Below are 5,215 nucleotides of genomic sequence, written 5' to 3'. Positions count from 1 at the left end.
GAACCGATCCTTTGCTCTTTCCTACCCCTTAACCCCTACCCCGTTCCTGCTTTCTTCAACGACTTCCTTCCATCTCCTGCAGGCATGCAAGTGTCCGTCCTCTATCTCCTGCAGTTGAGGTTCTTCCTTTTCCCGGCATTCAGCCTTTGCATAAGGACATCTCGGATGGAATCTGCAGCCGGGAGGGATATTGGCGGCTGAGGGGATCTCTCCCTTTATAGGCACTACCTTGGGTTTGTTCACCTTTCCCGCGACCGGTTCACATACGGCAGCAATGAGAGCCCTTGTGTATGGATGAACGGGATTGTCTATAACATCGTCTGGATCTCCTATCTCTATTATCTTTCCAAGGTACATGACAGCTATCCTGTCTGTGAAGTATCTCGCAGTAGAGAGATCGTGTGTTATGTAGAGATAAGTCAGTCCAAGGTCTCTCTGCACTTCCTTCATCATGTGTAGTATCTCCGCCCTGGTGGAAAGGTCTATCATGGATACCGGTTCATCCGCAACGAGAAGCTCGGGATTGAGAAGAAGAGTCCTGGCAGTAGCAGCCCTCTGTCTCTGACCACCGGATAACATGTGGGGATACCTCACAAGGAACTCATCTGGGGGGTTGAGCTTGACTTCCCTCAAAGCCTTCTCTATCATCTTCATTCTCGCGTCTCTGTCTTCTCCGAGTTTGTGTATTATGAGAGGCTCTTCCATGACATCCCTTATCTTGAACCTCGGGTTCATGGAAGCGTATGGATCCTGAAAGATCATCTGTACGTTCCTTCTGTATCTCTTCAGTTCATCTTTCTCTATATGAGTGACATCCTTTCCGTTTAGAAGCATGTTGCCGCCTGTAGGCTCGAGGAGTTTCATAATTAGTTTTCCCGTCGTCGTCTTTCCACAACCGGACTCTCCAACGAGACCGAATATCTCGCCCCTGTTTATTGAGAAGGATATACCGTCAACGGCCTTAACATAATTGTGTTCACCCTTGAAGAACTGGGATATGCTTCTCCTTATGGGGAACCACTTCTGAAGGTCTTTCACTTCAATGATCTTATCTGTCATCTCTTCTCACACCTCCAGCAGGCCACCATGTGTTCCTCTTCAATCTCAATAAGGGGTGGTTCTTCTTCCTTGCACTTATCCATAGCGAGGGTACATCTCGGATGAAATCTGCAGCCCGATGGAGGTTCCAGTAAGTCTGGAGGAGCACCGGGGATGAACGATAATTCACTTACCTTCGCGTGCAGTCTGGGAGTTGCAGCGAGCAAGTTTCTTGTATAGGGATGACAGGGCCCCTGTTCTCCGTATATCTGCTGGTTTGTTCCTATCTCCACTATCTTTCCGGCATACATAACGGCTATTCTGTCGGACACTTCCGCCTCGGTTGCAAGGTCGTGAGTTATGAAGATGAATGAAAGGTCTAGCTTCTCCTTAAGGTCTTTGAGGAGGTTTATTATTTGAGCCTGCACGATAACATCCAGGGCTGTGGTGGGTTCGTCACAGATTATCACCTTCGGTTCTAGAAAGAGAGCGGTAGCGATGGCGATTCTCTGTTTCATGCCACCTGAGAGTTCATGTGGATATCTCTTAACTATATCGCTGGAGAGACCGACCAGGTTGAGATACTTCTCTATCCTCTTTCTCGCCTCGTCTCTCTCCATCTCTCTGTGTTCCTGCAGAGTCTCCATCATCTGTTTTCCGATGGTGTAGACGGGAGTGAGGGTATTCATAGCGCCCTGAAAGACCATGGAGATCTTCTCCCAGCGGATGTTCCTTCTCATTTCATTCTCACGCAGGGGAGTAATGTCTATACCGTCGACCACTATCTTCCCGCCTGCGATCTTACCCGGGGGAGTGGGCATCTTAAGCAGGGCGAAGCCGGTGGTAGTCTTTCCGCAACCGGACTCGCCTACTAGACCGAGAGTCTCACCCTTCTTGAGAAAGAAAGAGATATCGTCTGCGGCCTTCACGACACCTTTGCTCGTGTAGTAGTAAAGCTTGAGGTTATCTACTGTCAATATGTTATCCATAGTCATTACCTCGTCTTCAGTTTCGGGTTAAGTATCTTGTCCATTGCAAACCCTACAAATGCGAATGTCATACCCATGAAGGCTATCGCCAGTCCTGGTGGTATTACCCACCACCACATCCCACTCAGCATAGCTCCGCCGCTGTTGGCTGCCTGGAGTATCTGTCCCCACGTAACAATAGTTGCATCTCCAAGACCCAAAAGGCTTATCGTAGCCTCTACAACGATAGCACCTGGGACATTGAGCGCCATAGAGGCGAAGGCGTAAGGGATAAGCAGAGGCACCATATGCTTGAAGATTATTCTCGTATTAGATGCCCCGAGAGCTCTTGAGGCCTCTATGTAGGTCTCTTCCTTTATCTGGAGTCCCATGCTTCTGACTGTCTTCACCGGTCCTACCCAGTAGAAGATGCACATTATTCCTATCATTACCCATATATTCGGCTTGAAGACTGCGCTCATGACGATGAGAACGGGAAGCATAGGAACGCTTATGAATATCTCGAATATCCTTTGCATGAGAGAGTCCTTCCAGCCTCCGACGTATGCACTTATGACACCATATACGACACCTATGGATACTGAGATGAGGGCAGTGAGCAGTCCGATAAGCATAGCCCATTTCACGCCTGCGATTACTCCGCTCCATATGTCTCTCTTGGAGTTGTCCGTTCCCAGAATGCCGTGCACTCTGCCTGCAATATTTACAAAGGCTCCTTCGATATTTTCGTCGGCCTTCTGCAGCAAAAGGGTTACCTTCAACTTGTATGTTCCCACCAATGGCGAAGGGCTTCTGAATATGCCCGGTTGAGCCTTAGAGAACAGAACATCAGTAGTCTTTATGGTCTGAAGCTGGACTCCTTCTGAGGGGGAATACTTCTTTCCAAAATTCATGGCCGAAGTCTGAGACGATCTGTCTATCGAAACTCTTAGACTCTGAGTAGGGGACACTTCAAGCTGTTTTCTATATAGATCGATCGTCAAACCGTCCGGTCTCTCGATCGCAATAACTACAGTTGGTTTGCCGACTCCCGAGGCATGAAATACGATATCTGAAGGAGCAACTGAAGCAGAATAATCGTATTCGAAGACGTATTCTTGTATTCTCATCGCTCCCGCCATAGTCTCAGAAAACGAGTATTCCTCAATACTCTCGGAAACAGCTCTCTTTTTTGAAGCGAATATATTGATCCATGAAGGCGGAGCGCTAGCCGGTAGGTCCTGCCAATAAGTTATGTCCCTCCACTTCAGATTTGCTTCGGGATAGGGGACGATAACCGGTTCGAAGATCAAGATAAACATGAATATAACAAGAAAGATTACCCCGATTATGCCTGACTTGACCTTTCTGAACTCGCTCCAAAAACCGCCTAATGATCTTCTGAAGTCGCTAATAGTCACTGTTTACCACCTACCTTGATCCTTGGATCAAGCAAGCCATATATAAGATCAAGAATCACAAGACCACAAATATATAGTCCGGTCGTAATAGCCAGGTTTCCCATGAGGACCGGAACATCATTCTGCTGCAAAGCAATCCAGTACAGATTGCCCATTCCAGGCCAGGAGAAAATGCCCTCGAACACTATATTGCCTCCTACAGATGCCAGAAGAGCGAGAAGTGACATCGTTACAATTGGTGGAGCAGATGTTCTCATTGTATGCCCGTACAGAACTCTCCTCTCAGGAATACCTCTTGCTCTTGCTGCCATGATGTAATCATCCTGAAGGACTCCGAGGACTATGTTTCGAGTAAGGAAAGCCCTTCCCCAGAACCCGATGACAACAAGTGTCAGTACCGGAAGAGCTAGATGATAGAGAAGGTCGAAGAAATACGAAATTCCCTCTGGAGGAGGAGTAGAATGTAGACCACCTGAAGGAAAGATCTTCACTCCGTAAGCAAAGAACATTATCATTATCATTCCCAACCACCATGATGGCATGCCAAATACCACCATAGTTCCCACCGAAGTGCTTTTGTCTAGAAACCCGCCTGCTTTCTGTGCCTTTTTCAGTCCTAGAAGCAGGCCCAGGACAATGTCTACCATCATAGCTACCGAAAAGAGAAGAAGTGTCTTTGGGATCGCCTCCGAAACAACACTCCATACGCTCCTGCTGCCATCTGAAGCTCTAATGATTGTAGAATTCCCAAAATTGAATGTCAGCGTGTCCCATGTTCGCCACACTACTCTCTCAGCGACAGGTCTGTTCAGCCGGTATAGAGAGTACAGGTCGTTTCTTCTGTTTGCGACGTAATTTGCAAGCTGGCTCTCGTTGAGACTTGTCATCCTCATAGTTTCGCCTCTGATCTGCTCCTCTATCTGCGCTCTCAGAGTTTGCTCCATTACTGTATTGAATAGAGCAGAAAAGATGAAGATTAGGATTGAATACATCAGAAATCCGTATAAAACTCTCTTGATTGCGTATTTCCAGTACATAAATCACCTCGATTGGCAGACAATTCCTTCTGACTTCCACTGACAAAAGTATTACCGGGACCTCCACCATTTCCAAATAAGCATCAGGAACGATCTCGTATTTCAGTTGCCTATGAACTGAATCACTCCGGGTGAATGTCTTGTGTTTTTGTGAGTGGTGTTAAGGTCTTCTCGGAGCAACTCGAAACAACATGATTAGAAGGAAAATCTCGTCTACAGATTATTTTCCTTTCAAAAGACACATAGTATTGCAAAGCACAGGAAAAGTTAGGATAGTCTTAATGATTCAAAGCAATTATATACTATTGGTTACGTGTTTCGATCTTGTCGCGATATAATCCAGAAAGAAAATCGGGAGGTATCATATGCGGTTGTCTTCATTTAATAAGGAAGCTATGAAGTACTTCAAATGGTTCAATGAACCAAGCAACTGGGAGCTGGATGGTGAGAAACTTGTGATTGATGCGGATTCACAAACGGATTTCTGGCAGAGGACGAGTTATGGGTTTAGAAACGATAACGGGCACTTCTTACATCTTTCTTTGATGGGAGATTTCTCGCTGATAGTTGGAGTGAAGTTTCTGCCGGTCAATCAATATGATCAAGCTGGTGTGATGGTAAGAATCTCTCCTTCTTGTTGGCTCAAGAGCTCGGTTGAATTTGAAGGCTCAGACCCATCAAAACTCGGTGCGGTCGTTACGAACTCGGGTTACTCGGATTGGTCAACTCAGAATGTGCCAGCCGATACGAA

General features: G+C 46.7%; 5 protein-coding genes. 1 reads left to right on the top strand and 4 read right to left on the bottom strand.

Annotation, left to right across the window (positions count from 1 at the left end):
* Positions 1–21: 21 nt before the first annotated feature.
* The 4 genes from B3K91_RS08170 to B3K91_RS08155 are packed head-to-tail and all read right to left on the bottom strand — an operon-like array spanning position 22 to position 4,464.
* Positions 22–1,059, bottom strand: coding sequence for an ABC transporter ATP-binding protein (locus B3K91_RS08170; RefSeq protein WP_214060652.1), 1,038 nt, complete (start codon positions 1,057–1,059; stop codon positions 22–24).
* Positions 1,056–2,027 carry an ABC transporter ATP-binding protein gene (locus B3K91_RS08165; RefSeq protein ID WP_099829757.1) on the bottom strand — a complete coding sequence of 324 codons (972 nt, stop codon included), beginning with the start codon at positions 2,025–2,027 and terminating at the stop codon, positions 1,056–1,058. Before B3K91_RS08165 ends, B3K91_RS08170 begins: the two co-directional genes overlap by 4 nt.
* A 5-nt stretch (positions 2,028–2,032) precedes the next feature.
* Positions 2,033–3,427: an ABC transporter permease gene (locus B3K91_RS08160; RefSeq protein ID WP_103134611.1), complete on the bottom strand. Its 1,395-nt coding sequence runs from the start codon at positions 3,425–3,427 to the stop codon at positions 2,033–2,035.
* Entirely contained in the window at positions 3,424–4,464 is a 1,041-nt protein-coding gene (locus B3K91_RS08155; protein WP_292589441.1) for an ABC transporter permease, read from the bottom strand. The genes B3K91_RS08160 and B3K91_RS08155 overlap by 4 nt, the downstream gene beginning before the upstream one ends.
* Before the next feature lie 365 nt (positions 4,465–4,829).
* Between B3K91_RS08155 and B3K91_RS08150 the strand changes: the two genes are divergently transcribed.
* The coding region (locus B3K91_RS08150; protein WP_292594592.1) for a DUF1349 domain-containing protein at positions 4,830–5,215 on the top strand (386 nt) is incomplete at its 3' end.

The sequence above is a fragment of the Mesotoga sp. UBA5847 genome, assembly GCF_002432735.1.
Lineage (GTDB): Bacteria > Thermotogota > Thermotogae > Petrotogales > Kosmotogaceae > Mesotoga.
Note: the sequence above shows the minus strand (reverse complement) of the source record. Positions and strands in the feature narration are given on the sequence as shown.

Bases quoted from the DNA above. Each gene is read 5' to 3' on its own strand.
- B3K91_RS08165 (WP_099829757.1), bottom strand. From the start codon at position 2,027: ATGGATAACATATTGACAGTAGATAACCTCAAGCTTTACTACTACACG.
- B3K91_RS08155 (WP_292589441.1), bottom strand. From the start codon at position 4,464: ATGTACTGGAAATACGCAATCAAGAGAGTTTTATACGGATTTCTGATG.
- B3K91_RS08170 (WP_214060652.1), bottom strand. From the start codon at position 1,059: ATGACAGATAAGATCATTGAAGTGAAAGACCTTCAGAAGTGGTTCCCC.